Annotated in this window: 23 protein-coding genes; 16 read left to right on the plus strand and 7 right to left on the minus strand. The window is 40.0% G+C overall.

Annotation, left to right across the window (positions count from 1 at the left end; genetic code table 11):
* The first annotated feature begins 12 nt into the window (after positions 1-12).
* From rimP to BTV98_RS07525, 11 genes are all read left to right on the plus strand, one after another.
* Complete coding sequence (rimP, locus tag BTV98_RS07485; RefSeq protein ID WP_058367852.1) at positions 13-513, plus strand: ribosome maturation factor RimP; 501 nt, start codon at positions 13-15, stop codon at positions 511-513.
* Positions 514-661: 148 nt separating this feature from the next.
* Positions 662-2,146, plus strand: a complete 1,485-nt coding sequence (gene nusA / locus BTV98_RS07490) for a transcription termination factor NusA (RefSeq protein ID WP_058367853.1) — start codon at positions 662-664, stop codon at positions 2,144-2,146.
* A 191-nt stretch (positions 2,147-2,337) separates the two neighbouring features.
* The gene (gene infB, locus BTV98_RS07495; protein ID WP_058367854.1) at positions 2,338-5,070 is read left to right on the plus strand and encodes a translation initiation factor IF-2; all 2,733 of its coding nucleotides are present in this window, start codon (positions 2,338-2,340) and stop codon (positions 5,068-5,070) included.
* 147 nt (positions 5,071-5,217) lie between these two features.
* Positions 5,218-5,607 carry a ribosome-binding factor A gene (locus tag BTV98_RS07500; RefSeq protein ID WP_058367855.1) on the plus strand — a complete coding sequence of 130 codons (390 nt, stop codon included), beginning with the start codon at positions 5,218-5,220 and terminating at the stop codon, positions 5,605-5,607.
* Between the two features lie 9 nt (positions 5,608-5,616).
* Positions 5,617-6,663 (plus strand): tRNA pseudouridine(55) synthase TruB, encoded by a 1,047-nt coding sequence (gene truB, locus BTV98_RS07505; protein WP_058367856.1) that lies wholly within the window; start codon positions 5,617-5,619, stop codon positions 6,661-6,663.
* Positions 6,664-7,080: 417 nt separating this feature from the next.
* Complete coding sequence (locus tag BTV98_RS07510; protein ID WP_058367857.1) at positions 7,081-7,605, plus strand: type 1 glutamine amidotransferase domain-containing protein; 525 nt, start codon at positions 7,081-7,083, stop codon at positions 7,603-7,605.
* Between the two features lie 76 nt (positions 7,606-7,681).
* Entirely contained in the window at positions 7,682-7,843 is a 162-nt protein-coding gene (locus tag BTV98_RS13640; RefSeq protein ID WP_156410048.1) for a hypothetical protein, read from the plus strand.
* Between the two features lie 106 nt (positions 7,844-7,949).
* The gene (locus BTV98_RS13645; RefSeq protein WP_178379368.1) at positions 7,950-8,126 is read left to right on the plus strand and encodes a hypothetical protein; all 177 of its coding nucleotides are present in this window, start codon (positions 7,950-7,952) and stop codon (positions 8,124-8,126) included.
* 382 nt (positions 8,127-8,508) lie between these two features.
* Positions 8,509-8,775, plus strand: a complete 267-nt coding sequence (gene rpsO, locus BTV98_RS07515) for a 30S ribosomal protein S15 (protein ID WP_075103320.1) — start codon at positions 8,509-8,511, stop codon at positions 8,773-8,775.
* A gap of 623 nt (positions 8,776-9,398) precedes the next feature.
* Complete coding sequence (gene pnp / locus BTV98_RS07520; RefSeq protein WP_075103402.1) at positions 9,399-11,507, plus strand: polyribonucleotide nucleotidyltransferase; 2,109 nt, start codon at positions 9,399-9,401, stop codon at positions 11,505-11,507.
* An 848-nt stretch (positions 11,508-12,355) separates the two neighbouring features.
* Positions 12,356-13,381 (plus strand): RimK family alpha-L-glutamate ligase, encoded by a 1,026-nt coding sequence (locus BTV98_RS07525; RefSeq protein ID WP_058367858.1) that lies wholly within the window; start codon positions 12,356-12,358, stop codon positions 13,379-13,381.
* A gap of 592 nt (positions 13,382-13,973) precedes the next feature.
* Here the strand turns inward: BTV98_RS07525 and BTV98_RS07530 are convergent.
* Positions 13,974-14,420, minus strand: coding sequence for a PACE efflux transporter (locus BTV98_RS07530; RefSeq protein WP_058367859.1), 447 nt, complete (start codon positions 14,418-14,420; stop codon positions 13,974-13,976).
* Positions 14,421-14,520: 100 nt separating this feature from the next.
* Between BTV98_RS07530 and BTV98_RS07535 the strand changes: the two genes are divergently transcribed.
* Positions 14,521-15,405 (plus strand): LysR family transcriptional regulator, encoded by an 885-nt coding sequence (locus BTV98_RS07535; protein WP_058367860.1) that lies wholly within the window; start codon positions 14,521-14,523, stop codon positions 15,403-15,405.
* A 409-nt stretch (positions 15,406-15,814) separates the two neighbouring features.
* Positions 15,815-16,738, plus strand: a complete 924-nt coding sequence (locus BTV98_RS07540; RefSeq protein ID WP_256713868.1) for a glutaminase — start codon at positions 15,815-15,817, stop codon at positions 16,736-16,738.
* Positions 16,739-16,886: 148 nt separating this feature from the next.
* Here BTV98_RS07540 and BTV98_RS07545 read toward each other — a convergent pair whose 3' ends face one another.
* From BTV98_RS07545 to BTV98_RS07570, 5 genes are all read right to left on the minus strand, one after another.
* Positions 16,887-17,759 carry a hypothetical protein gene (locus BTV98_RS07545; protein WP_058367861.1) on the minus strand — a complete coding sequence of 291 codons (873 nt, stop codon included), beginning with the start codon at positions 17,757-17,759 and terminating at the stop codon, positions 16,887-16,889.
* A 159-nt stretch (positions 17,760-17,918) separates the two neighbouring features.
* Positions 17,919-18,539: a hypothetical protein gene (locus BTV98_RS07550; protein WP_227511670.1), complete on the minus strand. Its 621-nt coding sequence runs from the start codon at positions 18,537-18,539 to the stop codon at positions 17,919-17,921.
* 77 nt (positions 18,540-18,616) lie between these two features.
* Positions 18,617-19,141, minus strand: coding sequence for a hypothetical protein (locus BTV98_RS07555; protein ID WP_143505692.1), 525 nt, complete (start codon positions 19,139-19,141; stop codon positions 18,617-18,619).
* Between the two features lie 157 nt (positions 19,142-19,298).
* The gene (locus BTV98_RS07565; RefSeq protein ID WP_058367864.1) at positions 19,299-19,556 is read right to left on the minus strand and encodes a YheV family putative metal-binding protein; all 258 of its coding nucleotides are present in this window, start codon (positions 19,554-19,556) and stop codon (positions 19,299-19,301) included.
* Positions 19,556-21,733: a M3 family metallopeptidase gene (locus BTV98_RS07570; RefSeq protein WP_075103321.1), complete on the minus strand. Its 2,178-nt coding sequence runs from the start codon at positions 21,731-21,733 to the stop codon at positions 19,556-19,558. The genes BTV98_RS07565 and BTV98_RS07570 overlap by 1 nt, the downstream gene beginning before the upstream one ends.
* Positions 21,734-22,283: 550 nt before the next feature.
* Between BTV98_RS07570 and BTV98_RS07575 the strand changes: the two genes are divergently transcribed.
* From BTV98_RS07575 to BTV98_RS07585, 3 genes are all read left to right on the plus strand, one after another.
* Positions 22,284-23,396 carry a hypothetical protein gene (locus tag BTV98_RS07575; RefSeq protein WP_058367866.1) on the plus strand — a complete coding sequence of 371 codons (1,113 nt, stop codon included), beginning with the start codon at positions 22,284-22,286 and terminating at the stop codon, positions 23,394-23,396.
* A 248-nt stretch (positions 23,397-23,644) separates the two neighbouring features.
* Positions 23,645-24,400: an endonuclease/exonuclease/phosphatase family protein gene (locus BTV98_RS07580; protein ID WP_058367874.1), complete on the plus strand. Its 756-nt coding sequence runs from the start codon at positions 23,645-23,647 to the stop codon at positions 24,398-24,400.
* A gap of 79 nt (positions 24,401-24,479) precedes the next feature.
* Entirely contained in the window at positions 24,480-25,475 is a 996-nt protein-coding gene (locus BTV98_RS07585; protein ID WP_058367875.1) for an NADP-dependent oxidoreductase, read from the plus strand.
* An 11-nt stretch (positions 25,476-25,486) separates the two neighbouring features.
* Here the strand turns inward: BTV98_RS07585 and BTV98_RS07590 are convergent, their stop codons facing one another.
* Entirely contained in the window at positions 25,487-26,104 is a 618-nt protein-coding gene (locus tag BTV98_RS07590; protein ID WP_075103323.1) for an alpha-ketoglutarate-dependent dioxygenase AlkB, read from the minus strand.
* Between the last annotated feature and the right edge of the window lie 5 nt (positions 26,105-26,109).

Genomic DNA, 26,109 nt, shown 5'->3' on the forward strand with positions numbered 1-26,109 from the left:
TATAAACGAATTATGAAACTTTCTACCAAAGTTGAAGAATTGACCAATATTATCGCTCCTGCAGTAGCAGCATGTGATGTGGCTTTGTGGGGCGTAGAGTTTGTACCACAAGGACGTCGCTCATTATTACGTATTTATATTGAGTCATTACCAGAAGAGCAAGCACAAGATAAACAGGTAACTATTGAGGACTGTGCAGCAGTTAATCATCAAGTGAGTGGTATTCTTGAAGTACATGATCCTATTGCTGGTGAGTATATTTTAGAAGTGTCATCGCCTGGGTTTGATCGTGCGTTCTTCTCAGAAGAGCAAATGCGAGACTACATTGGTCAAACGGTTAGCTTACGTTTGATCCAAGCGATAGGACAAGGTGACAAAAAACGACGAAAAGTAACAGGTAACTTAGATAGTATGGGTACGACCTCATTGAATCTTACTGCTACTGATAACGAACAGTTTGAAATTGCTTTTAGTAATATTGATAAAGCGAATCTTGTTTTTGAAGATATTTAGTGTTGCAGCAAAATTTAAATATCACTGTTGATAACTGCGCCTAATAATCATAGATTGTTCAAAACGTTAAATAACGTATGGTTTACTTTAGCAACATAACGCCAATACACAAATTATAAAATTTAAGTAAGTATAGGACTGGTATAGCATGAGTCGTGAAATCTTAACGGTAGTCGAAACCGTCAGTAATGAAAAAGGCCTAAACCCTGAAGATATATTTGAAGCTATAGAAGACGCTTTAGTAGTATCGACTAAGAAAAAAGTATATACCGAACAGCCAGAAGTGGCAGTACGAGTGGCTATTGATCGTACCACTGGTGATTATGATACTTATCGTTATTGGACTGTGGTTGCAGACGAAGATCATGAAATGCCAGCTTGTCAGCTTGCTATTACTGACCTTGATCAAGAAGAGTGGTCAATCGGAGATGTAAAAGAAGAGCAGATTGAGTCGATCGAATTTGGACGTATTGCAGCTACTCAAGCAAAGCAGGTTATTATCCAAAAAATTCGTGAAGCTGAGCGTGCGTTAGTAGCAGATGCTTTTGAGCCACGTATTGGTGAAATGATGTATGGCGAAGTTAAAAAGCAGACGCGTGACGGCTATATTATCGATTTGGGCGACAATGCAGAAGGGTATTTAGCGCGTGATCATATGTTGCCACGTGAGCAGTTACGTGTTAAAGCTCGCATCAATGCTATTTTGTATCATGTGAATCGTGAAAACCGTGGTGCACAGCTATTATTGTCGCGTACGCATCCTGAGATGCTTTCAGCGTTGATGCAAAAAGAAGTACCTGAGATTGCTGAGCAAATTATCGAAATTCGTAATGTCGCTCGTCTGCCAGGTACTCGTGCTAAAATATCTGTTAAAACCAATGATCATCGTATTGATCCAGTGGGTGCTTGTATTGGTATGCGTGGCACACGTATTCAGGCAGTACAGCAAGAGCTTGATGGAGAACGTATTGATGTCGTGGTATGGTCCGATGATCCTGCCCAATACATTATTAGTGCGCTTGAGCCTGCCGATGTTAGTAGTATCATCTTAGATGAAGACACCCAAACAGCAGATATTATCTTTAGTACCAATGATCAGCTTGCACGTGCCATCGGTTCACAAGGACAAAACGTACGTTTGGCCTCAGAATTGACTGGTTATAAGTTAAACATGATGCTAGAAGCAGAGTATCAACAGCGTCAGGAAAACGAAAGTAAAGCATTTATTGAATTGTTCTATGAGCGTTTAGAAGTGGATCAAGACCTTGCTCAAGCTTTGGTTGATATAGGCTTTACCAGTATTGAAGAAGTAGCGTATGTACCAGTCGAGACTTTCTACGATATTGAAGGGTTAGACGATGAAGCAATTGACATGATTCAAGAACGTGCTAAAGAAGTAGTCATTGCAGATGAATTATTTAAACAACAAAACATGAAAGAGCCAAGTCAAGAGCTGCAAGATCTTGAAGGTATGACGGTCAGCTGGGCTTACAAAATGGCCCAAAAAGACATCATTACCGTTGACGATCTGGCTGAACAAGCAGTTTTTGACTTAGAAGATATTGAAGGCTTAGATGCTGAAACAGCAGGTAAGCTTATCATGAAGGCTCGGGAATCTTGGTTCGATGAATAGGTGTTAACTGCATATCGCTGTCTTTTGGTGGTATGCTATTAATAATGAAAGGCTGATAAAAGATTAGTATTTAGTATGCTTATATAATAATTAGTTATGTTAAATATTATCTATATTGGTCAAAACGCAATCATTTGTAGCCAACAACTGAATTGAACAAATAGCAAATAATAGACAGTAGGTGATAATAAATGGCAGATAAGACCGTCAAAGAACTGGCAGAAATGGTAGGCAAAACCGTTGGTGCTGTACAACAGCAACTACAGGATGCTGGGCTACCTGCTCGCGGGGAGGATGACTCAGTCACCGAACTTGAGCAAGAAAAATTGGTGACGTACTTAAAACAAAGTCATGGGCAGCAAGAGAAGCGTCGTATTAGTCTTAAATCTAAGACGACCAGTACTGCGCGCGTGACTGGTTCTTCGGGTAAATCTAAGAGCATCAACGTTGAAGTACGTAAAAAGAAAGTGTTCGATAAGCCAAACCCAGAAAAAATGGCGGAAGAATTGGCTGCACGTGAACAAGCAATGATTGAAGCACAAGCACGTGCTGCTAAAGAGGCAGAAGAACGCGAGGCGTCTAAGAAAAAAGCAGAAGAGCGTCAAGCAGCTACCCTAGCTGCTATGCGAGCGAGTCTGGGTTCGAGTAAAAGCTCTGACGGTAAAAACGAAGAAGTTTCTACTTCAGTCGTAGTCAAAAAAGGTGGTAAAGCTAGCGTTGAAGTCAAACCTAAAGAAAAAGAGAAAGAGAAGAAAAAGGTCGCTGCTACCAAGCCAAAAACTGAAACAGCTGCTGAACGTAAAGTTCGCGAAGCACGTGAGAAAGAAGAAGAACGTCTGCGTCAAATTGAGAGCGAAACTCGTCGCGTACAAGCTGAAGAAGCACAAAAACGTACACTCGAGCAAATGCGTAAGATGGCTGGTAAGTATACTGATCGTGAGCCTGTGACTGAAGTTCGCAAGGACGAGCCACTGGCTGAAGGTTTGGTTGGAGACGCATTAGAAGAGTCTTTTGAAAAAGAGCGTCGTGAGATCAAACGAGGAGCAAACAGTACAGGTACTCGTGGTCGCCGTCGCAAAAATCAAAGTGAACGTGAAATCAAAAACACTAAAAACGGTTTACGATCTTCTCAAGCTGCGCAACATAAGTTTGAAAAGCCTGTCGAAAAGATTGTTTATGATGTAGAGATTAGTGAACATATTACTGTTGCAGATTTGGCTCAACGCATGGCGGTTAAAGCTCGCGAAGTCACGAAACTCCTTATGAAAATGGGTGAGATGGCACGAGAGTCAGATACGATTGACCAAGCAACAGCCAGTCTGATCGTTGAAGAGATGGGGCACAACCCAGTGCCCGTTAGTGATACCAAAGTTGAAGATGATCTTCATGATGCTGTTGACGAGCGTAGTAGTAACATACAAGCGCGTCCACCAGTAGTCACTATCATGGGTCACGTTGACCACGGTAAGACATCATTACTTGATAAGATTCGCGAAACAAAAGTTGCCACAGGTGAAGCAGGCGGTATTACTCAACATATCGGTGCCTATCACGTAGAAACTGATCGCGGCGTTATCACCTTCCTTGATACTCCAGGCCATGCCGCATTTAGTGCCATGCGTTCTCGCGGTGCTCAAGCTACTGATATCGTAGTCTTAGTTGTAGCAGCTGACGATGGTATGATGCCGCAAACGGAAGAAGCAATCGACCACGCACGCGCTGCTGGTACACCTTTGATCGTAGCCATCAATAAAATGGATAAGCCAGGTGCAGATCCTGATCGCGTCCTTAATGAGTTAACTACAAAAGAAGTTGTCTCAGAAGATTGGGGCGGTGATACACCAATGGCACGTATTTCAGCTAAGACAGGTGAAGGTATCGATGATCTTCTAGAATATATTAGCTTACAAGCTGAACTAATGGAGCTAGAAGCGCCACTAGACGGTGCTGCCCAAGGTGTGGTCATTGAATCAAAACTTGAAAAAGGTCGTGGTCCTGTTGTTAGTGTATTGGTCAAAAAAGGGACACTTAAGCAAGGTGATTTAGTGTTAGCTGGCGAGCACTATGGTAAAGTCCGCGCGATGACAGATGAGCGCGGTCAGCGTATCAAGTCAGCTGGTCCGTCTATACCGGTCGAAATCTTGGGCTTACCTGAAACTCCAGCAGCTGGTAGTGAATTCTTAGTCGTGACCGATGAGAAAAAAGCACGTGAAGTAGCAGACTTTAGAACCAATCGTGAGCGTGAGCGTCAACTTGAACGTCAAAATGCCATGCGTTTAGAAAGCATGTTCGATCAGATGGAACAAGGCGATGTGTCATTCTTAAATATTGTACTAAAGACTGATGTTCGTGGTTCACTCGAAGCCTTGCTTGCTGCTTTAAATGAGCTTTCAACTGATGAAGTCAAAGTTAGAGTGATTAGTTCAGGGGTTGGTCCAATCTCTGAGTCTGATGTCACACTTGCAGAGTCAAGTGAAGCTGTATTATTAGGCTTCAACGTTCGTGCAGATGCAACAGCACGCCGTAAAGCTGATACGGCTAATATGGATATTCGTTATTACAGCGTTATCTATGGCTTGATTGATGATGTAAAAGCTGCAATGAGTGGATTGCTTGCTCCTGAACATCGCGAGAAGATTCTTGGTATTGCTGAAGTTCGTGAAGTATTCCGTTCTAGCAAATTCGGTGCTGCTGCTGGTTGTATGGTGGTTGAAGGGACTATTTATCGTAATAAGCCAATTCGCGTATTACGTGATGATAAGGTCATCTTCACTGGACAATTACAGTCACTACGTCGTTACAAAGAAGACGTTAATGAAGTACGTACTGGTATGGAATGTGGCCTTGCAGTTCGTGGTTACGATGTCGAAGCTGGCGATAAGATTGAAGTCTTTGAAATTCAACAGTTTGAACGTACAATTTAATCGTATTGCATTTTCATTCAGTAAATCTTAGAGTATTGATATAATGATGTATTTAGGTCTAACAGGATTATCCTGGTAGGCCTTTTTTATCGTATATTTCTGCTCCTAAAAGCCGTCACTAAATTAGTTTTAAAATAGGATAATAAAATGAATCAACGTCTACAACGCTTATCAGATCAGATACAGCGTGAGCTTGCAGTGCTTATTCGGGATGAGGTTAATGATCCACGTCTGACAGGTTTTGTGACTATCTCTAGTGTCAAAGTAAGTCCAGACTTGGGTTATGCTGATGTCTACGTCACTATTATGGAGCCTGAGCTCAACGACGCCATGACTAAAACCAATCATGAGCAAAGCATAGAAGTTCTTAATAAAGCGGCAGGTTTTTTACGTACTGAGCTTAGCCATAGTTTAAAAACGCGTACTACGCCACGTTTGCGTTTTCATTATGATGAAGTAACTGCGCGTGGCAATTACATGATGGACTTGATTAATCAAGCCGTCAGTAAAACTGAACAAAACGAGAATGACGAGTAAGCCAATATTATGTCTATTCCACCTAAGCAAACTGATAAGGTAAAAGTCTCAGGGGTTATCTTAATCGATAAGCCTTATGGCATGACATCACAGCAAGTGGTATCAAAAGTAAAATATCTTTTTAAATCACCAAACCATAATAGTAAAAAAGCGGGTCATACTGGTACGCTTGATCCCATGGCAACTGGTTTGTTACCTGTCTGTTTAGGTGAAGCCACAAAATTTAGCCACTATCAATTGGATGCGGATAAAACTTATCAAGCGACTATTTTACTTGGTAGTCAGACTGATACTGGTGATGCAGAGGGCCAGATTGTTAAGACAATGCCTGTGCCAAAGTTTGATGAGGCAGAGTTAGGGAAAATCGCACAGCAGTTTTTGGGCGCTCAGCAGCAAATACCACCGATGTATTCTGCGCTAAAAAAAGATGGCAAAAAACTTTATGAATATGCACGAGCTGGTATCGAAGTAGAGCGTTCACCAAGAGACATTGAAATCAAGACTATTGATTTAAAAGCGCTTGATAATGAAAAAATACAGTTGATAGTTACTTGTACCAAAGGCACTTACGTACGCGTACTTGGTGAAGATATCGCTAAGGCAATGGGGACATTAGGACATCTGTCAGCACTGCGGCGCTTAAAAGTTGGCAAGTTTGATATTGTTAATGCAGTTACCTTACCGGCACTAGAAGCACAAGCGTTGGATAGTCGCCAAACACAGTTGATGCCAGTGGATGCGTGCATCGATATAAATATGACGCTGATGTTGACAGCTGAGCAATGTAAACGCATTCATATGGGTCAACGCTTAAACGTATTTGCACAATTGACGGATGAGCTTAGGGGTTATATTTTAGACAAAGTTAGTAACAAGCTATCATTTAATAGCGATAAAGTTACTCACGAGGAATCTAATGGCTCTGGCAATACGCAAATACCAGAGCATGAAATACCGATAGATATTCGTTTAATAAATGAGCAAGGTCAATTCTTGGGTTTAGGCGCTGTTAGCCTCAATGGGCGCTTGCAGCCAAAGAAGTTAATTCAACGTTAATGTTACTTTTCTAAAGTACTTCATAGATAATCATTGAATGACTTACTAACAGTTTACACTAATCACATATCGTCACATTTTATTGCAGGTTTCGCCTATGGTGAAGCCTGTTTTTTTTGTACATTGATTAAGTCAGCTAGGGAAAGTGAGACGGCTTAATAATTAAAATTATAAACTGAAGGATAACAATAAAAATTCAAACCAATAATAAAAAAGGACGATAGAAGACGCTTTTTACAAGGAACATAATAAAAAATATTTTCAACAGGAAACGTTGTACTAGTAAAGCGTCAGAGCTGATTAAAATTAGCAGACAGCCAATAATAACAAGTATTTAATAATAATAAATAGTTAGGAAATTATGGTTAATAGCCAATTCGCTTGTATAAACTCACAATTATCAAGATAAGGAATAGTATGAAAACCATCGCTTTTTTACTACATAACAATTTTGAGCAAGCTGAGTATGAAGACGTCAATAACCAATTAAAAGAGAAAGGTTATAAAACGATCTTGATTACAACTAACAAAGATAAAGAAGTTCAAGCCATGAATCAGGACGTCAATAAAGGCGATACTTTTACTGCTGATATTTTCGCCAATGAGGCAAAAGCTGATGAATACGATGCTTTAGTGCTGCCAGGTGGGACTGTAAACGCGGATACTATCCGCGGCAATAAAGAAGCTCACAGTATTATCAATGCTGTGTATGAGGCAGGAAAGCCATTAGCAGTCATTTGCCATGCGCCTTGGGTACTTATTAATACTGGCATCGCAAAGGGAAAAAACCTAACCGCTTATCATTCATTGCAAACAGATTTAGAAAATGCTGGTGCAAATTTTATCGATGAAACGGTACAAGTAGATGGTAATTTAATTACTTCTCGTAATCCAGATGACATTGATAACTTCGTTGAAGCTATTGATAAAGCATTATCTTAATCGATTAACTACTTTAGAAAATAGACAGTAAGCATTTTTGTTTAAAACTAAAATTACATTAACTAAGGAAACTATTATGGCCAATCCTAATCCAAACGATACCAAAATTGAACAACAACGTTCTGAGTCAGCAACTGCAGCACTTAAGAGCCAAACTGAAGACAATCATACTGAGGATACTGAAGCTGCAGCAGATCGTATTGCAGATAACTTAGAAAATGCTAAAGATGATAACTAGAGCTTTTTGTAGCTCAATATAGCGTTGTTAAATGAATTCTGCACCATGAGTATTAACCAAGCGATGGTTAGTACTCATTATTATTAAATGGTTTAAGGGAGATATCATGAATAAATCAAAGCAAAATATGGACAAACAAGAACAGAAAATTGAGAAACTTGCAGAAGACATCAATCCTAGCGAAGATAATATTCCAGATAGCTTAGCAGAAGCAACGACTGCTCCTTTAGACGACAATGAGCTTGGTGGTAACGCAACTCAAGACGACACCAAAAATAAATAGCTAAGAGTAGGTATTTATCTCATTATCCCTAACATCTAGTATGTTTAATAAGCATTAATTCAATGAAAAACTAATATGAAAAACTGCTGCGAGTTCAGCAGTTTTTTGTTATAATTGCTGCCACATTTATTTAGGATTTTAGATAAGCCAACATACTTTGCCTTCATTCTAATTACGGAATTGATTTGTACAGTATATTGTCACTCTAACCTATCTCTAAATAGTTGTTACTATCTACTGAGCTTATCGTACGCTAGGTCTACTCTAGTAATGCAGGGTTGTCCTGAATGACGATAAAGCTATTTTAGTTATTATTCTAATGCTTTGAAGGTGGCTTAATTCCAAGTACATCTTTGAGCTTTTAGCATTGCCGGAGATATTTATGCTAACCAATACTGATCGCGAACAAATCATTGCTCAATACCAGCGTAGCGAAAACGATACGGGTTCACCAGAAGTACAAATCGCTTTATTGAGTGCTCGTATTAACGATTTACAAAACCATTTTAAAGAGCACAAAGCGGATCATCATAGCCGTCGTGGTCTTATTCGTATGGTTAATACTCGCCGTAAACTACTTGATTATTTAAAAGGCAAAGACCTTGGTCGTTATACGACTGTCATCAAACAGTTGGGTCTACGTCGTTAATTTAACGTCTATTATATAAATAGCAATTAGGTGAAAAGGTGTGATTAATTTGCAATATGATTTTAAAAATGCCTTTTAAGTTTTGAGAAAAACAATTGATTGTTATTGACATAATATGTAAGTAATAAAAAAGCGGTGTGGAATAGTTTCACACCGCTTTTTTATGGAAATTTAGTAAAGGCCAGATATTATCAGTACTTGATAGTCCATCTTTTGACCAAAAGAACGTTCAGTTTTGTATTTAATTGGTCAATGCTCATAAATCACTGTAAAATAGTGCATTGTGCAATTTTATAATGGGTCAAGTCACAGTATTTATTCTATAGCCTTTCTCTGAATATTAGTAGGTTGTATGGCATAATCTACGTAGAGATGGAAATGTAAAATTGGTGTAAGTTTCTATTAGAGATTATCATGACCAATGGCTATAAAAACCAAATTTGAATAATAAAGAAAATACAGTAGTACCGTTGATAAGTATATGATCCGCAATAGGATTGTAAATACAATTTATCAGTACATCAAATTACGACAGAACACTTAATGACCAATATTAGAATGCATATGCAATTAATATTGTTTTCGTCATTCAACATTAGGAAAAATATATGACAAATTCGACAATGTTTAATACTATTAAACGTGAATTTCAATATGGCGACCAAAAAGTCGTCCTTGAAACTGGCCGTGTTGCCCGCCAAGCTAACTCAATTATGGTCCATATGGGCGGTGTTTCAGTATTGGTGGCAGCGGTAGTAAAGTCTGAAGCCAAAGATGGCCAAAACTTCTTTCCATTAACGGTAAACTATCAAGAAAAAATGTATGCAGCGGGTAAAATCCCAGGTGCTTACGGTAAACGTGAAGGCCGTGCTAGTGAGTTTGAAACTCTAACTTCGCGTCTGATTGATCGTCCAATCCGTCCATTATTCCCTGAAGGTTATGTCAACGAAATTCAAATCACAGCGACAGTCGTGTCATCAGACAAAACTCAATCTGCAGATATCGCTGCCCTAATCGGTGCCTCAGCAGCGTTAGCTATCTCTGATGCGCCATTTAACGGACCTGTCGCGGCAGCCCGTGTTGGTTTTATCAATGGTGAATACGTACTAAACCCAACGCTTGAGCAGCTTACAGAGAGTGATCTCGACCTAGTCGTAGCTGGTACAAAGTCTGCAGTATTGATGGTAGAGTCTGAAGCGGCAGAGCTGTCAGAAGATCAAATGCTTGGTGCTGTACTGTACGGTCATGAACAGCAGCAAATCGTCATAGATAACATTACTTCGATGGCAGAAGAAGTCGGTACTGCCAAGCAACAGTTTGTAGCACCTAAGCATAATGAAACGCTAGAATCTAGCATGAGAGAGCAGTTTGGCGAGCAAGTGGCTGATGCTTATACCATTACTAGTAAGCAAGACCGCTACACAAAGCTTGATGAAATCAAAAACGCTGCTATTGACGCGTTAGCAGGCGATGTAGAGTCAGAATCATACAATGATAACGTATCTGAACTAAAAGAGATCTATAACGATCTTAAGTACCGTACAGTGCGTGACAATATCTTATCTGGTAAGCCGCGTATTGACGGTCGTGATCTTGAGACGGTTCGTGCGTTAGATGTACAAGTAGGTGTATTGCCATATACTCATGGTTCAGCGTTATTTACTCGCGGTGAGACCCAAGCATTGGTAACGACTACTTTGGGCAACAGCCGTGACGTCAATATGATTGATTCGTTAAGTGGCACTATTCGCGATCATTTCATGTTGCACTATAACTTCCCGCATTTCTCAGTGGGCGAAACAGGCCGTGAAGGTATCCCAAAACGCCGTGAAATCGGTCATGGTCGCTTAGCACGTCGCGGTGTACAGGCGATGCTACCGGACAGCGAGCGCTTCCCGTATGTCATCCGCGTAGTATCAGAAATCACTGAATCAAATGGCTCCTCTTCTATGGCGTCTGTTTGTGGTGCAAGTTTGGCATTGATGGATGCTGGTGTACCGCTAAAAGCACCTGTGGCTGGTATCGCAATGGGTCTGGTTAAAGAAGGCGAGCGTTTTGCTGTTCTATCAGACATCTTAGGCGATGAAGATCATCTTGGCGATATGGACTTTAAAGTCGCTGGTTCTAAGGATGGTATTACTGCGCTTCAGATGGATATCAAAATCGAAGGTATTACGCCTGATATCATGGAGCAAGCGTTAAAACAAGCTCATGCTGGTCGTATCCATATCTTAGATGCGATGAACCAGGTATTGCCAGAGAGCCGTACTGAAATCAACGCTCATGCACCGAACTACGCGGTTATCGAAATCAATCCTGACAAGATTCGTGATGTCATCGGTAAAGGCGGCGCGATGATTCGTCAGCTCACAGAAGAGACTGGCGCGGTTATCGATATTGATGATGCTGGTACGATTCGTATCTTTGGTGAGAACAAAGCGGCAACTAAAGCTGCTATCGGTAAAATCGAAGCATTGACGGCCGAAGTTGAAGTTGGTAAAACTTACGAAGGTACAGTCGCTCGTATCGTTGACTTTGGCGCGTTCGTTAACGTCTTGCCAAACACGGATGGCTTAGTACATATTTCACAAATCGCAGAAGAGCGCGTAGAGAATGTGTCTGACTATCTAAAAGAAGGTCAGACCGTTAATGTATTTGTTCAAGACGTCGATAACCGTGGTCGCATTAAGTTGACTATGAAAGGGGTAGAGCAGGATGCAGCTGCTGAATAGATAGTTTAGTTTGATGTAAAAGAACCGCTCTAAAATGTTAGTAATAGCAGTCAGGGCGTTTTTTTTATCTCTTTAATGTTACTAAATAGTTAAATATTACTTTTATCAAATGCATTTAGTTTCTTAGTAAGGATATTAGTCTCTGGCTGTGCGCTATACGTAACAATAGATCTAGCTATTGACATAATGACAATATACTTTGTGGTCCACATGTAGTAATATTTTCTAAAATAGATTGAGTCTTCTTTAATTTGCCATCAGCATCGTTATAATAGTGGTTATGGACTTTTTGGTTGAATCATAAGTTTTGATTTCAATATTTTATTGGTTTTATCTAAGTAATAAATAAGTGTTTTTCTAAATTTTTGTCTTATATTCGGATTGCAACATATTGTTTGATTCTATCTATATAGTGTTTTATAGTTAGATAGATTACTCGTAATATTAGAATGTGTGTTAATTATCAATTTTTTTGTAGTAGTTTTCGCTATTCTTTTAAAATATTTTTAATAACATCAAGATGTTGCTGTCTTTATTTTTGAGTACGGGCTTCATAATGGCTGTTAAACTGCTATCCAATGCTATTAAAATCTAGTACTCAAAATGTACCGCATTATGTTAAAGCAACTTACGTTTTGGTGTCTATTTAAGATGTACTTAATTTTACGATATACAATTAATTTGGATATCACATCAACCATATCACACCAATAATTTTGCTTCATTAATACGGTGTCAATTGTGCTATTAATTCAATTTTGTGTTTTAATGACTTCTTTTTTAAGAAAAGCAGAATCTATTGACTCCGTTTTTTAAAATATTCAATGATTTTTTTAAGGAAAATATAAATGAAAGTAGCTATTCATCATAGACCAGGGAGTTTTTCCGATCGTTGGATTGAATATTGCAAAAATAAAAATATTGATTATAAGTTAGTTAATGCTTTTGATACTGATATTATAGAACAATTAAAAGGTTATGATGTTTTCATGTGGCATCATCATCATTCCCAAATCAAGGATGTTCTCGCTGCTAAAAATATCCTTTTTGCTATAGAACATTCAGGATTAAGGGTTTTTCCTGATTTTAAAACAAACTGGCATTTTGATAATAAGGTCGCTCAGAAGTATCTTCTTGAAGCTGCTGGTATACCAATAGTTCCTAGCTATATTTTTTATGATAAGAAACAAGCGAAGAAATGGGCAAAGAATACTAGCTATCCCAAAGTTTTCAAACTAACTCGAGGTGCAGGATCTAGTAATGTTAAGTTGGCGAGATCAAAATCGGACGCAGTTAAGTTTATAAACAAGTCTTTTGGAAAGGGATTCCCTCAGCTAGATAGGGTTGGGTATTTAAAAGAAGCGCTTAGAAAGAGTGGAAAAGATACATTAAGTGTAGGTTCGTTAACAAATGTTTTAAAAGGTGTTACAAGATTTGTTTTTAATAGTGAGTTTGCTAAAAAACAAAGTCCTGAACGTGATTATGCTTATTTTCAAGACTTTATAGAAAACAAAGGTTTTGATGTTAGAGTTGTCGTGATTGATAATAGAGCAGTAGCTTTAAAGAGGATGGTTAGAGAGAACGATTTTAGAGCATCAGGAAGCGGGAATTTGGTTTTTGATAACGAAAAAATTGATAAAAGGTATATAGAGTTAGCTTTTAACGTTTCTGATAAACTTCAAACTCAGTCGTTAGCCATAGACCTTATCCACGGTATAGATGATGAAATTAGAGTTGTAGAAATGAGTTATGGCTTTCCTATGTTGAATTTTCTTGAGCGCTCTGCAGGGTATTGGGATAAAGATATAAATTGGCATGAGAGTGATTTAAACCTTCAAAATTGGATAATTGAAGGGCTTTTAAGAGATAAATAAACGTATTTTTTACTCAGATATCAATTTAAATGAGTCCTTCATATTGGAGTCATTATAGAATAATTTGTAGTTGGCTTCTGTGTTAAGCATTAATTACTAAGTTATAGCCCAAGTATCTTATAGGTTCACTTGTCTAAACGTATATCAGCGTGATTAGGATGTACATAAATGAAACCAGTAATACGTAACGCTTAATACTATTTATAGATCATTAATGAAAAGATAGGAAGGAGGGAGTTGGTTGAGCCTAACTTATCAGTTGATAGTCTACGAGTAGTATTTATTAGATTCAAAAATTTATCCGTTGAAGTGATGAAATAGCCACAATTCAACTTTGTAGAGTACAATAAGCTATACTTAAATTTTATTTGAGTTTAATGGAACTGGTTAAAGAAGATGAGCACTGGAGTAATCTCATGTTGGTCGCATTAAGTTGACTATGAAAGGTATTGAGCAGGGTACAACGACAACTGCTGAATAAGTAGCTTAGTTTGATATAAAAAACCGCTCTGAACTGTCAGTAATAGCAGTCAGGGCGGTTTTTTTTGTTTTTGAATAATTAGAAAGTTGTTTTGTAGATAGATAAAGCAGTCTATATAGAAACCGCTTCATTTTTTTCATAGTTAAAATACGGTATTGGGAAAATCTTGTCATAAGCCCAGTTATAAGAGAAGGTATAAGCCAGATAAAATCCAACCAATGACGCATCCATAATAAAGGCTTGCCATAAAGTAATGCCAAGATACCAAGAGACCATCGGCAGATATAGAATCAGCAGGCCACTCTCAAACAGTAATACATGAAGCACCCTTAACGCTGGCGTCTTAAATGTACTGCGCTTAAATCTCACCATCCCCTTATCAAAGGCAATATTGAATCCGTAGTTCCATAGGGTTGCTATGATAGAGCCTGTGATGGCAATAACGCTGATATCCTTAATATCAAAATTAAAGAAGAAGCTCATAATTGGGATGGATAGTATTAATGCAATTATTTCAAATCCAACAGCGTGACGAATACGATCTCTATGAGTTCGCATGTTCAATCCTTATAGAATATTAGTTCATATTGTTAATTTAAATCTATTGTATCTGCTAAAATAATAGTTCAAAGTTACTATCCATAGGAAAAACCGATACATGAACTTTTCTTTAGATCAGTTGCAAGCATTTGTGGCGACTGTGGAAACAGGGTCGTTTTCGGCAGCAGGACGTCGGTTAGGCAAAGCTCAATCATCGGTTAGTGCGGCAGTTGCTAATTTAGAAGTCGACTTGGATAACGTTTTATTTGGCCGAGATAGTCGTTATCCTAAGCTAACTGAAGAAGGTGAGCGTCTCTTAGCTGAAGCTTATCTAATCTTAGAGCGCTGTGAGCATTTTTTTGGTGTTGCCAAAAGCTTAAGCGAAGGGGTCGAAAGCCGTTTAGTGCTTGCAGTGGACGATCTTTATCCATCAGAGTGGCTGGCTAGATTGCTGGATGAATTTGATAACTTATTTCCAAGTGTGGAGTTAGAATTGCTTCTTCCCATCATGGAAGACGTCAGTCGTTTGATTTTAGAAAAGCGGGCAGATTTGGGCATTATGTGGAGCCAAGAAGATTTACCGTCAGCTATTAGCTTTCATACCTTAGGCTGGATTCCCCTTAAAATGGTTTGCTCACCCGAGCATGAAATAGCAAATAGATTGGTAAGCTGGGAGGACTTAAAAAGGTATCGTCAGTTGATTGTAGCAACGCGAAACGAGAGTAAAGAAAAATCACGTTTAAGGGTTGCTGCTGATGTATGGTGGGTGGAGAGTCAATGGGTTATTATCGAGCTTGTCCAACGTAACCTTGGTTGGGCGTTGGTGCCTGAGCATATTATTCTTGACGCATTAAAAGATGGCTCTTTGGTGTCACCAAAGCTGGACTTTGATAAGCACAGTTGGCCAGTTGCGGTCGAGTTGGTTTGGCATAAAGAAAAACCTTTAGGTAAGGCGGGTACTTGGTTGAAACAGGCAGTCATTGCTTTAGACCAGCAAGCATAATGGCTTTATTCAATAAACTAATGGAAGATTGGCTCGAAGCCTTTTAGCCTTGTAGTCAGGGGGTATTTTGAGTGTGAGCGGCACAGTACCAAGTAAACTGTCGGCTAGAGGCTCAGTATTTTCTCTATAGTTTGATATTTCTTCAACAACTTATGGTGATTGTGTTTGGTCGAAAAAAGGGGCTTAATTGTTCAGTATGTTATCGGTATATTCCAACGGAAACATTTATTTTGCTTATTAAATCTATCAATAGACTACCCAAAACAGACCGCTAGAATGGAGTTACTTATATCAGACTTTATGTGTCATGATGAATAATAGCAAAATATAATTTCTCCGTCTTATCCTGCCAAATTCAGTTAAAATCATGCCTATTCAGAAAACTCAATAAAAACACGGTTACCCCTTTATGATGCAACAAATTCTAGATGACATTACTGCCCAAATGGCACTTGAGACCGACCGCGGAAAGGTAGCAGATTATATCCCGCAGCTGGCGCATGTCGATCCCAATCAGTTTGGTATCGCCGTCGCGACTCCTGATGGACAAGTATACTCGGCTGGAGATGCCAGTACGCTGTTCTCCATACAAAGTATCTCCAAAGTATTTACGCTAACTATTGGTCTTAGTAAGCTTGGCAGTACACTTTGGAATCATGTCGGCCGTGAACCCTCAGGTGACCCCTTTAATTCCATTACCATACTCGAGTATGAGTCGGGCCGACCGCGTAATCCTTTTATCAATGCAGGGGCGATTGCGGTAGTGGATGCTATTACGATGGGACGCGAGCCAAAAGAGATACTGGATGAGATTATAGAGTTTGTGCACTTTATAGCAGACGATGATTCGATCGGTTTTGATTATAAAGTGGCAAGATCTGAGATCGACCACGAAGATCGAAATGCCGCACTCGCTCACTTTATGAAGTCTTTTGGACATCTACAGCATGATGTCGATAAGATACTTAATACTTACTTTCATCAATGCTCGATTGCAATGAGCTGTGAGCAGTTAGCCCGTGCTGGCCTGTTTTTGGTCTCTAATGGTATCAATCAACCCACAGGGGCAAAGGTGATCAGCCCGCAGCAATCCAAGCGGATCAATTCATTAATGATGATGTGTGGTCACTACGATGGCTCTGGGGAGTTTGCCTATCAGGTGGGTCTGCCGGGCAAAAGCGGCGTCGGTGGCGGTATTCTAGCGATAGCGCCAGGTAAGGGTGCAATTGCAGTATGGTCACCTGGCCTAAATTCGGTCGGCAACTCAAAACTTGGGACTAAAGCGTTAGAGCTACTAGGAGAGAGAACAGGCTGGTCAGTGTTTTCAAAATAAAAAAGCTTGTAGTAAAATTAAAAGTACAAATATGCCCGTATAAGCATTTGCCAAAGCGTTTACTCAGCCAAAAAAAATCCAATGCCAAACGCTTAAATGAACGTCTAACATTGGATTACTTAAACTTTAGACTAACGATTTAAAGTGCTTACTCTTGATTTAAATCATCAATCATATCTTGATATTTTTCTTTTCTGCTTGCGATTTTGTTGCGCTCTTCTTCTACATTTGCGATGAGTTTTTTGGCAACTTCTACGCTTTTATCAAAGGCGGCAAGCTCCATATCTACTACAGCGATTAGTCGCTCTAGCGTCATAGCAGTAGCCTTTCCGGTAACGCCATTAGTCATGCCCATCGCTTCAGACATAAAGTCTTCTCTGAGCTTGTTTGCCCACTGGAATAGACCTGCCATCGACATATTAGAGTTGCTATCCTCATCGGACTGCTCTTTTGCATCAGCGTCGTTTTGTTCGGTGTCGTCTTGCTGGTTGGCATTATTTTCTTCAGCGTCGTCAGACTTGTCACTTTTGCTAGTCTTCTCTTCTTGGCTAGATTTACTTTCTTTGTTAGTATCGCCAGCTTTGTCAGACTGATCGTCTTGTTCAGCCTTAGTGTCTTTTTTAGACGCTTCTTTTTTATCAGACTTCTGATTTTTGTCAGCCTCTGCATCTTTGCTAGCGCTTTCAGATTTGCCTTTGTTGTCTGACTTAGTATCAGTGTCAGTATCTTTAGCTTTACTAGAGCTTTCAGGTTTGTCTTGGCTTTTAGACTTGTTAGCTGCTGATTTATCATCTTTAGCAGCACTGCCAACTTTCTTTTCTTGGGTTTGCTTGTCTTTGGTCTTATCGTCTTGAGTTTTCTTGTCCTGCTCCTTATCCTCTTGGTAGTCATGCTCAGCGTTATATTCTTCGAAATTACCATCTTCAAATACCACGGTATCGTCTTTGACAACCTCTACAGCTGTTACCGCATCGTTGTTTTCGTTCTTAGTGTTATTTTTGCTAGAATTATTATTTGGCATAATTAATTCTCCTGTTTAGGTCGTTAATTAAAAAATATTTATGCTTAAGGGCACTCACATTCGATACTAGGCTGGAGTGACCTTTTAATCAATATCACGACATAAATATACTTATTAAGACCTACAGGAAAAAACATTTTACTAGGAAATTTAACAAGTTCAGACAGTTATACTTTTAGGAAGATGAATATCAATACGAACTTTTGGTATATCTTGCAGATATTGAGTGAGAAGGGGTAAGGTCTCTGTATCCCAGTCTAGAATAGTCATATTTGAAGTAGGAGGTTCGTTGTCTGTATGACGCTGTGAATGAGTAAAGAGAAGCGGTCGTGCTAATAAGGCAATCCTGCGTATACCTTGGTAACGTATTAACGGTATTAGCTGCTGTCGTAAATCAATGAGTGCAGCAGTGAGCCACTGTGACCGGACCGGATGGTAGGGGTGATCTGATATGATTAAATTAGCCACATAACTTGGCTGATTACCATTGCTACTAATACCAAGACCTGCCGACTCGCGCAACCTTTTATGCAGTAGGCAACTACCCACTTTTAGGCTGCTATCGCGACAAGCGCGAAGATAGCGTTGATAGTTGTCAGGATACAAGGTCTTCGTCCGCATAAGTATAGGATCTAGCAATACACCAGCATTATTAACCGGCAAAATCAATACCTGCGCGCTGCTATTTAGAATCGGGGCATGGGTCAAACGCAAAGTGGTCACAACAGATACCCCAAAAATAAATGGTTGAATATAAATAGTTTGATAAGTGATATGCATTCAAGCTGGCATTTAGTAGCAGTCTATATAGGCTGACATACGGTTAGCTACTTATATCTTTAATAAACTGTTTTATATTACTGAGTCGTCGTTTGTGCAGCTTCTAGCTGGGCGATTTGTTGTTCAAGCAATTTAATTTGCTCAGCTTTCATGTCGGTTAATTTTTTATTCATTTGTACTTGTTCAACTGCCAGTTTTTCTTGTTCTATTAAGCGTTGACGTTCATCTTCTAAGCGATCAACCTCTTCTTTGGCTAAAGTATCAGTTTCTGGTAACTTGGCATTCAATATAACTTCAGAATCAGTTACTTGCGTCTCAATTGACTCAGTATTTTCAGTGGGTGAAGATGGATTATTAGTTTTAACAACACCTGCTGCTTCTGATGAATTGCTATCTACGTTTTTTGATAACGTATCAACTTGAGAAGGCACAGTTTTTGTTGTTGTCTCTTTTATGGGAGTCGGCGTTGTTGATAGGGGGCGTGCCCATACAAAATAAGCGATAACAACAGCTAGCGATAATAAGGCCATCATTATGAGTTTTTTTGAACGAGTGCTAGTTGCTGTTTTAGATAAAGTAGGTGAAGGTTGTTTAGAAGTCATACCAGGGCCAGTTTGTATCGAGGGCAGTTTTTTATACTATAGCAAACTAAAAAACAAAAGCCTATCAATAGATAGGCTAATGGTAAGTACAACTGTCATGTATAGGTCTAAATCTTTAGCGAATTTACGAGCGTAAATAAGTCTTAAGACGCTAAGTTTAATTTTTAAACTTAACTGTACCGCTAGTCCCCGTGATTGTTGCATCACGGATCAGCTGATCCTCAAGATGGTTTTTTGCGCTGATTTCATCGGAGTCAGGACGATGCTCACTATGACCGCATTGAGTACATTCGATATACTCATCAGGCACAGGTGTCACAATGTTGACTTGTACAATCGCGTCTAATGCCTGACACTTGGGGCAACGTACTCCTGCTAAAAATTGTCTTTTTGGCCGGTTTGATTGATAGCGCATCAGCTCACCTCGCGTGTAGTTTGGGCATTTGCCGCCGTATTGGCAACGGTGTCATCAAAGCCGCTATGACGTAGTAAAGCATCAATACTGGCACTGCGGCCACGGAAATTCTCGAAGTTGGTTTTTGCTGGTAAGCTACCGCCAACAGATAAGATGGTCTCACGAAACGCCTTACCGGTGATTGGATTAAAGATACCGTCTTCTTCAAACTTACTAAACGCATCGGCAGACAATAGCTCAGCCCATTTGTAAGAGTAATAACCTGCTGCATAACCGCCAGCAAAGATATGACTAAAACCATTGGCAAAGCGGTTATAGTCAGGGGTTCCCATAATAGCGATGTCATCGCGCACTGCCTGTAGGGTCGCTAAAATACCTGCATAATCAAGCGCTGGCGTATGCGCATGAATCAATAAATCAAACAATGCAAATTCAATTTGACGCAATGTCTGCATACCACTTTGGAAGTTTTTGGCGGCCAACAACGCATCAAGCTTATCTTTTGGCAGTGGCTCACCTGTCTCGACATGACTGCTAATAAGTGCAATGCCATCGCTCTCCCAAGCCCAATTTTCCATAAACTGGCTAGGCAGCTCGACCGCATCCCACTCAACCCCGTTTACGCCTGCGACATCACCAACCGTTACTTGCGTCAATAAATGATGTAGACCATGACCAAACTCATGGAATAAGGTTAATACTTCATCATGAGTGAGCAAACTTGGTTGACCATCTAGCGCTGGGGTAAAGTTACCAACCATAAAGCAGACTGGTAACTGCTGATATGCTTGCTCCTTGTTGCTGTAACGTGATTGAAAACCACTCATCCACGCTCCACCGCGCTTACCACTACGGGCAAACAAATCAAAGTAAAAACCGCCAAGTAAGTTGTCATCAGCATCAAATAGTTGATAAAAGCGCACATCTTCATGCCAGCGCGATATCGACTCGCTGTGTTCTTGCACGGTGATACCGTATAAACGTTCTACGATAGCAAAGAGGCCGTCAATAACTTTCGGTAAGGGGAAGTACGGACGAATCTCTTCTTGCGATAAGCTAAATTTATTTTGTTTTACCTTTTCAGCAATATAAGCGCTGTCCCATGGCTGTAGCTCAGTGATGTTATAATCACGGGCACATTCTTGTAACTGGGCTAAATCTTGCTTAGCTGTGGGGGTGGCTTTGGTCGCCAAATTCCGTAAAAAGGTCTCAACTTCGGCGACACTGTCGGCCATTTTAGTCGAAAGCGAGATTTCAGCGTAGTTCTCAAAGCCTAATAGCTGAGCCTTTTGTTCACGCAGTTGTAGAATTTGACTCATGATGTCAGCGTTATTTAGCGACTCGCCTTTGGCATTGGTATGCTGATCAAACTCCGAAGCACGGGTGACATAAGCGCGGTATAGCGTCTCACGCAGTTTGCGGTCGTCGGCATGGGTCGTGACAGCCAAATACACAGGTATGTTCAAAGTTGCTACATAGTACGGTGTCGGTAGCGCATCAATCTCAGCCTGCGTACGCGTACCATTAGCAAGTTCGCGAGATTTGTATTGCTCGCCAGCATCTGCCAATAGCGCCAAGCCACTTGTCGTTAAGCCTGCTAATTGCTCTTGTTGTAATGGCAACACAAAGGCTTGGGTGGCATCCAAAATATGATCAGAAAAAGTCGCAGACAGTGTTGAGAGTGTACTTTGAATATCAGCAAACTTCTCTTGCTTATCTTTTGGCAATGCCACACCTGATAACTCAAAGCTTTGCAGGGCAAGTTCAATAGCGCGCGCACGAGCAGGCTCAAGCGTTGCAAAGAATTCTTTATCGTCAGCGATCGCCTGATAACGATTAAATAATGGTTGATGCTGACCGACGCGAGTACCATAAGCTGAGAGTTTAGGTAATAACTCATGATGAACGTGACGAATCTCGTCGTTGCTCATTACACTATTGAGATGTGACAAAACACCCCAGCTGCGATCCAACGCTAAATTGATATGATCAAACATGATGATATCGCTCAATGCTTGCTTAGCATTTATAGTGTTAGATTCTTTATCTGCTGATGCTGCAACTTTATCTAAAAAGTCATTACCTTGTTTAATTGCATCCGTTACTTTTATCTGTAAGTCAATAGGGTCGGTTGCATCAAAGTCAATAAGATGTAGATTTGGGTCGATCGTAGTCATAGAAGTATCCAACGACAATAAAGGTCAAGTTAGTAAAACACACGTGTTATTTTTTAATAGCTTGGGTTTTACTCGCATATTTAATGGAGTAAATAAAAGAATGAAAGGTCACTTTAATGATGGGTCTGTTTTGTTCAGAATACAAGCTTACCGTGATGGACGATAAGTAAATAGTCTATATTGATTATTCTATATTGGGTTTATAGTGAGTATCGGCAGTTGTAATAATAAATCTTTCTTACTTATGCTTACAAAGCGCTATCATTTGCTTGCAAACTAACCCTATAGCTCGCTAGATTAACTTGGTAGCATCATAGTTGTTCCAACATAAAACTGCGGCTTCATCTGATGGTTATTATATATGTCATGTGCAGAACATGATGTTAAATCAGGTTTTGCATACTAATAACTATAAAAAAGACAATCGATGCCAGATGAGCGTAATAAGCTGATTATCTAAACTAGACTACATACATCAAGTAAAGCCATTAAGTCTGTATGAGTATTTTATGAGTTGGAATCCATAACAACAACATAAGGAAAAGTATTTATGAAAGCGACCCTCAAGAGTTTACGTGAAACAAAAGCTGATCCTGCAGTAAGTATATTTGTAAAAACACACCGTGAGCATCCGGGAAATGAACAAGATCCTATTGCACTAAAGAACCAATTAAAAGTAGTCGAAGAGCGCTTGACCAATGAGTATGATAAGCAGACAGCGTCTACTATTTTAGAAAATATTCATGCTAAAACAGATGATCTCAACCATAACTATAACCTTGATACGTTAGCAATTTTTGCTAGCACTGACGATGTACAAATCATTCGTATGCCACTTGATACCAAAGAGCGCGTCGTAATATCTGATCGTTTTGCAACTCGTGATCTTGTCCGTGATATGGCAAGTGCTGTACATTATTATACGGTGGTCCTCACACGTGACGTGGCGCGTTTGATCGAAGCGTCTAATGATCGCGTTGTCAGAGAATTTGACAATGATTCTGATAGCCAGAACAATATGGAAAACATCCCATTTCCTATAGAAAACAATGGTTTATATACCACAGGTGATGCAGGGTCTGATCGTTCAGCAAACAAAGAAGATAACTATCTAAAAGAGTTTTTTAACCAAGTTGATAAAAGTGTACAAGAGCTATGGGGCGAGCACAAAATGCCACTGGTTGTGGTCGGTGATGCACGCAATATCAGCTATTATAACGACGTCTGTGATCGCCCAGACAATATCATTGCTAAAGTCTCGAACGTTACCAATCTAGAAGATGGCAGCGCTCAACATATTATCGATGGTGTCCAAGAGGCAGTAGAGAGCTATCGTACATCGTTACACGAAGCCGCACTTGGCGAGATTGATAAAGCGCGCGGTGCAGAGATGTTACGTACCGATTTGCAAGAAGTTTATCGTAGTGCCTTCCAAGGAGCAGGCGAGACGCTTTATGTACGCCGTGGCTATATGCAATCAGCTAAGATTGATGAAAAAGCTCAAACACTTATGCTGGCAGACAACGCTGCTGCAAACGATGTAACGGATGATGCTGTTGGTGAGATTATAGAACATGTCATGCATAATGGTGGTGAAGTGGTGTTTATGCCACAAGACATTATGAGCGAAGACCAGCCAATTGCTTTGGTTACGCGCTACTGATTATCCAATCAGTTAACTGAATAATGATGGTTTATCGCTAACAAGAGCATTGGTTCGATAAGGGCCAATGCTTTTTTCTGTTTCAAACATCTAGGTGTATTGGTCATTCACAAACCACTTCTAGCAGTTAAATGCTCAATACGATCTAATGCAATAACGATAAAGCTAAAATTATCATTAATGTTGTTATAGTATGGATAACGCCTATAATTGTTTATAACACTTATGCTATGAATACTAAATCTATGATGAATAAAAACTCTTTTGTTGTGACCAGCTATAATATCCATAAAGGTATGTCGCCACTTAATCGCCGAGTAAAAATGCAAGGAATTGCTCAAGCTCTTGAAGAGGTAGGGTCTGATGTCCTATGTTTACAAGAGGTGCAAGGTCAACACTTGAGGCGCAACATGCACTATAACGAATACCCTGATCAATCTCAGCATGAATGGTTTGGTGAGTATTTGCAGCTGCAAAATAGCTATGGCAAAAACTCAGAATACGAAAACGGTCATCATGGAAATGCGGTATTGAGTCGATTCCCATTAGATCCCAAGCACAATGTCAATATCACTGTGAATAAGCTAGAGCAACGCGGTGTGTTGCACTGTGAAGTACAGCCAACTGGCTGGAGGAAGCCAGTAGTGGTGTTATGTGCTCATCTTAATTTATTTGAGCGCGACCGTATCAAACAATATCAGGCAATTAGTGACTATGTACGCAATGAGATTGCCTCAGATCAACCGCTAATTTTGGCAGGCGACTTTAATGACTGGAAAAAACTGTCTTGTGATACATTAGCCAGTGACCTTGGAATGACTGAGACCTTTAGGCACTGTCATGGTAAGCTGTTACCGACCTTCCCAGCAAAGCTGCCGGTACTCAGCTTAGATCGTATTTATGTTCGCAATCTTTCTATAAAAAGTGCTTGGGTACATAATGGCAAACCATGGTCTAAGCTCTCAGATCATTTACCTATCAGTGCTGAACTCGCTCTGCTATAGTGTGGGTTTTCAATCTATATACTAATGAGACAAACAACCATAACTACATAAAATATAAGGATATATAATTATGTCTACCATTTCTAATAATCCCTTACCAACGACTCAACATGCCGTTCTTATTCGTGAGTTTGGGGAGCCCGATGTCATGCACTATCAAGATGGTGTCGCTATCCCTGACTTGAGCGATGACCAAGTTTTGGTAAAAGTAGCATATGCAGGTATCAATCCTGTCGATTATAAAACTCGCCAAGGTAAGGGTTGGGGTGCAGAAAACATACGCAACAATAAGTTTGAGCACGGTAAACCTGCCATTTTGGGTTTTGATGTGGCTGGCGTTGTAGTTAAAAGTAATAACGAGCAATTCACAGTCGGTGAACAAGTTGCAGCTCTGACTTTTGATGGTGGCTGTTATGCTGAGTACGTTGCAGTTGATGCCAATCTACTTGCCAAAGTACCAGAGTCGGTAACGCTAGAGCAAGCAGGGGCATTGCCTTGTATCGGACAAACAGCGCTACAGTTTGTAGAGTTTGCTGATATTAAAAAAGGCGAGCATGTCGTCATCAATGCCCCAGCAGGCGGTGTTGGTCATCTACTTATTCAGTTACTGATGGAAAAGGTCAATCAAGATGACATCAAAGTCACTGTTATCTGCTCACCAGAAAAATATAGCAAGCTCGATACTCTCGTAGATAAGAGCAAGCTTGCAGGCTGGATTGACTATACTAAAGAAGATGCATTTCCTGATCTACAAGCTGATGTGCTACTGGACTTAGTCGGTGATGATGCTGGCGTACGTGCGCTTGATGTGCTTAAATCTGGCGGACGCGTCAATGTATTACCTACTATTTGGGTTGACAAACTTCAAGAGGCGGGTAGCCAGGACAACCTAAATGTGGCAGGCTTTAAGGCTCAACGTAGTGGAGAGGTTATGAGTCAGGTCTTACATAAAGTAGGAGATGGAAAGTTGAAATTACAAATTCAGCAGACTTATCCGCTATCTGAAGTTGTCGCTGCGCATCGTGAGCTACAAAAAGGTGATACCTTTGGCAAAATTGTTTTAAAAGTTAGCTAAACTTGATTTGATTAACTAAATGCTATTTGCCGAAAGGTCAGGCTGATTCGTCCATCGGCAACGGTCTTAGACTTAGTAATGGTATGCTTCCAAAACGTTTGGGTATCACCATGCATGACAATAAGCTGACCTGACTCAAGATAAAGTTCGACTTTATCTTGAGTTTTTTTGTGCTTTAAGACAAATTTGCGCGTGGCACCCAGTGATAAAGACGCGATAACTGGCTGTACGCCGAGCTCCTTTTCATCGTCTGCATGATAGCCCATACCGTCAGCGCCTGAAGGGTAGTAGTTCAGTAAGCAGGAATTGAAATCAACTTCGATTCCTATATCTGCTAACTGTTTTTCGATACGTTGTTTCACATGAAACACAGATTTTGACCATGGTACACTTTGGCGCCTATGTCCTGAATAGTGATAGCTGGTATTGTCATTACCCATCCAAACAATTTGACGTGTAGTGACATGAGTTTTACCAAATAAAGTCACGACGTCCGAATGCCAAAGAAGCTCAGCTAAGAGAATGTCGTAGAGGCTATTAGGATTATCAATAATAACCCCCAAATCGTTTACCTTGCCATCATAAGGCAATAGATTATCAGTCGGTAATGGTGCAAAAAGGTCAGTCATCGTTT

This window comes from Psychrobacter sp. Cmf 22.2 (genome assembly GCF_001921745.1).
Taxonomy (GTDB): Bacteria; Pseudomonadota; Gammaproteobacteria; order Pseudomonadales; family Moraxellaceae; genus Psychrobacter.

Bases quoted from the DNA above. Each gene is read 5' to 3' on its own strand.
- rimP (WP_058367852.1), top strand. From the start codon at position 13: ATGAAACTTTCTACCAAAGTTGAAGAATTGACCAATATTATCGCTCCT.
- nusA (WP_058367853.1), top strand. From the start codon at position 662: ATGAGTCGTGAAATCTTAACGGTAGTCGAAACCGTCAGTAATGAAAAA.
- infB (WP_058367854.1), top strand. From the start codon at position 2,338: ATGGCAGATAAGACCGTCAAAGAACTGGCAGAAATGGTAGGCAAAACC.
- BTV98_RS07500 (WP_058367855.1), top strand. From the start codon at position 5,218: ATGAATCAACGTCTACAACGCTTATCAGATCAGATACAGCGTGAGCTT.
- truB (WP_058367856.1), top strand. From the start codon at position 5,617: ATGTCTATTCCACCTAAGCAAACTGATAAGGTAAAAGTCTCAGGGGTT.
- BTV98_RS07510 (WP_058367857.1), top strand. From the start codon at position 7,081: ATGAAAACCATCGCTTTTTTACTACATAACAATTTTGAGCAAGCTGAG.
- BTV98_RS13640 (WP_156410048.1), top strand. From the start codon at position 7,682: ATGGCCAATCCTAATCCAAACGATACCAAAATTGAACAACAACGTTCT.
- BTV98_RS13645 (WP_178379368.1), top strand. From the start codon at position 7,950: ATGAATAAATCAAAGCAAAATATGGACAAACAAGAACAGAAAATTGAG.
- rpsO (WP_075103320.1), top strand. From the start codon at position 8,509: ATGCTAACCAATACTGATCGCGAACAAATCATTGCTCAATACCAGCGT.
- pnp (WP_075103402.1), top strand. From the start codon at position 9,399: ATGTTTAATACTATTAAACGTGAATTTCAATATGGCGACCAAAAAGTC.
- BTV98_RS07525 (WP_058367858.1), top strand. From the start codon at position 12,356: ATGAAAGTAGCTATTCATCATAGACCAGGGAGTTTTTCCGATCGTTGG.
- BTV98_RS07530 (WP_058367859.1), bottom strand. From the start codon at position 14,420: ATGCGAACTCATAGAGATCGTATTCGTCACGCTGTTGGATTTGAAATA.
- BTV98_RS07535 (WP_058367860.1), top strand. From the start codon at position 14,521: ATGAACTTTTCTTTAGATCAGTTGCAAGCATTTGTGGCGACTGTGGAA.
- BTV98_RS07540 (WP_256713868.1), top strand. From the start codon at position 15,815: ATGATGCAACAAATTCTAGATGACATTACTGCCCAAATGGCACTTGAG.
- BTV98_RS07545 (WP_058367861.1), bottom strand. From the start codon at position 17,759: ATGCCAAATAATAATTCTAGCAAAAATAACACTAAGAACGAAAACAAC.
- BTV98_RS07550 (WP_227511670.1), bottom strand. From the start codon at position 18,539: ATGCATATCACTTATCAAACTATTTATATTCAACCATTTATTTTTGGG.
- BTV98_RS07555 (WP_143505692.1), bottom strand. From the start codon at position 19,141: ATGACTTCTAAACAACCTTCACCTACTTTATCTAAAACAGCAACTAGC.
- BTV98_RS07565 (WP_058367864.1), bottom strand. From the start codon at position 19,556: ATGCGCTATCAATCAAACCGGCCAAAAAGACAATTTTTAGCAGGAGTA.
- BTV98_RS07570 (WP_075103321.1), bottom strand. From the start codon at position 21,733: ATGACTACGATCGACCCAAATCTACATCTTATTGACTTTGATGCAACC.
- BTV98_RS07575 (WP_058367866.1), top strand. From the start codon at position 22,284: ATGAAAGCGACCCTCAAGAGTTTACGTGAAACAAAAGCTGATCCTGCA.
- BTV98_RS07580 (WP_058367874.1), top strand. From the start codon at position 23,645: ATGAATAAAAACTCTTTTGTTGTGACCAGCTATAATATCCATAAAGGT.
- BTV98_RS07590 (WP_075103323.1), bottom strand. From the start codon at position 26,104: ATGACTGACCTTTTTGCACCATTACCGACTGATAATCTATTGCCTTAT.